1 protein-coding gene is annotated in these 1,138 nt (G+C 56.5%); it reads left to right on the forward strand.

Annotation, left to right across the window (positions count from 1 at the left end):
- Window positions 1–491 precede the first annotated feature (491 nt).
- On the forward strand, window positions 492–1,138 hold a 647-nt coding region (locus ABJK56_RS06265), incomplete at its 3' end, for a transposase (RefSeq protein ID WP_347243808.1).

Raw genomic sequence — 1,138 nt, forward strand, 5'->3', positions numbered from 1 at the left:
CTCAAACGCCTGGAGGAGCAAGGCTATGGCGGGTGAGTTGAAAAACGAAGCTGACACTCGTGCCACCCTTATCGATCCACAACTCCGCGCTGCTCTTTTTCGAGCGCCCAGGTCCTACAAAAGAGATTTGGTATTACGAACTTCCTCTCCCGGGAGGACTCAAGAAGTTCAGCAAGGGCAGCCCCATCCAGGACGAACAGTTTGAGGAGGCTCGCCGTCTCTGGAAGGCCTGGGACGCCTACCGCAGGGACGAAGGGCCACGGCAGGCGTGCCTTTCGGAGAATGCCTGGATCGTATCCATCGAAGAGGGGAAGGGCGTGGGTACGACCTTACCGCCCGCAACCCGAACGGCAAGGAGGCCGATGTTCTGTCCCCGCCTATGGTTATCGTCTCGAGCCTCATGAAACGCGAGCGCGACATCCGAGCATCGGAGAGGAGCTCGATAAGATATTAGGAAACAATGGGCAAACCCACAATTGGAGCGCACAGCCATGACGTTTGATCCCGAAAAACGCCACCGCCGGTCCATCCGCTTGAAGGGATACCACTACCGTCAGTCCGGTGCCTATTTTGTGACCATCTGCACGCGGGATCGCGCCTGCCTATTCGGCGAGGTGGTGGATGGGGAAATGCGATTAAATGAGGCTGGACGCATGGTGGTAGCCGAATGGGAAGAAGTACCGGAACGGTTTCCCCATATAGAATTGGATGCATTCGTTGTCATGCCCAATCACATCCACGGCATCATCGTCATAACCGAAACCAAAAACCTCGTAGGGGCAGGCCTTGTGCCTGCCCAGAATGCCGGCAGAAACGATGTAGGCGCAGGCCTGGTGCCCGCCCCATATAGGGCAACCCCCATATGGGCTATCACAAGGGTTGCCCCTACCGTTGGGGATGTGATCGGGGTGTTCAAATCCAGCGTGACGGTGGAATACGCCCGCAGGGTCAAAACATCAGGATGGCCGCCCTTCCATGGCAGATTATGGCAACGCAATTATTACGAACGCATCATCCGCAATGAAAAATCCCTGAACGGCATCCGCGAATACATCGCAACGAATCCCCTCCGTTGGCATCTGGATAACGAAAACCCCACCCGAACCGCCGAGGACATCCTGTGGGATGACCTCTTCGG

It is taken from the genome of Thermogutta sp. (genome assembly GCF_039793925.1).
GTDB lineage: Bacteria > Planctomycetota > Planctomycetia > Pirellulales > Thermoguttaceae > Thermogutta.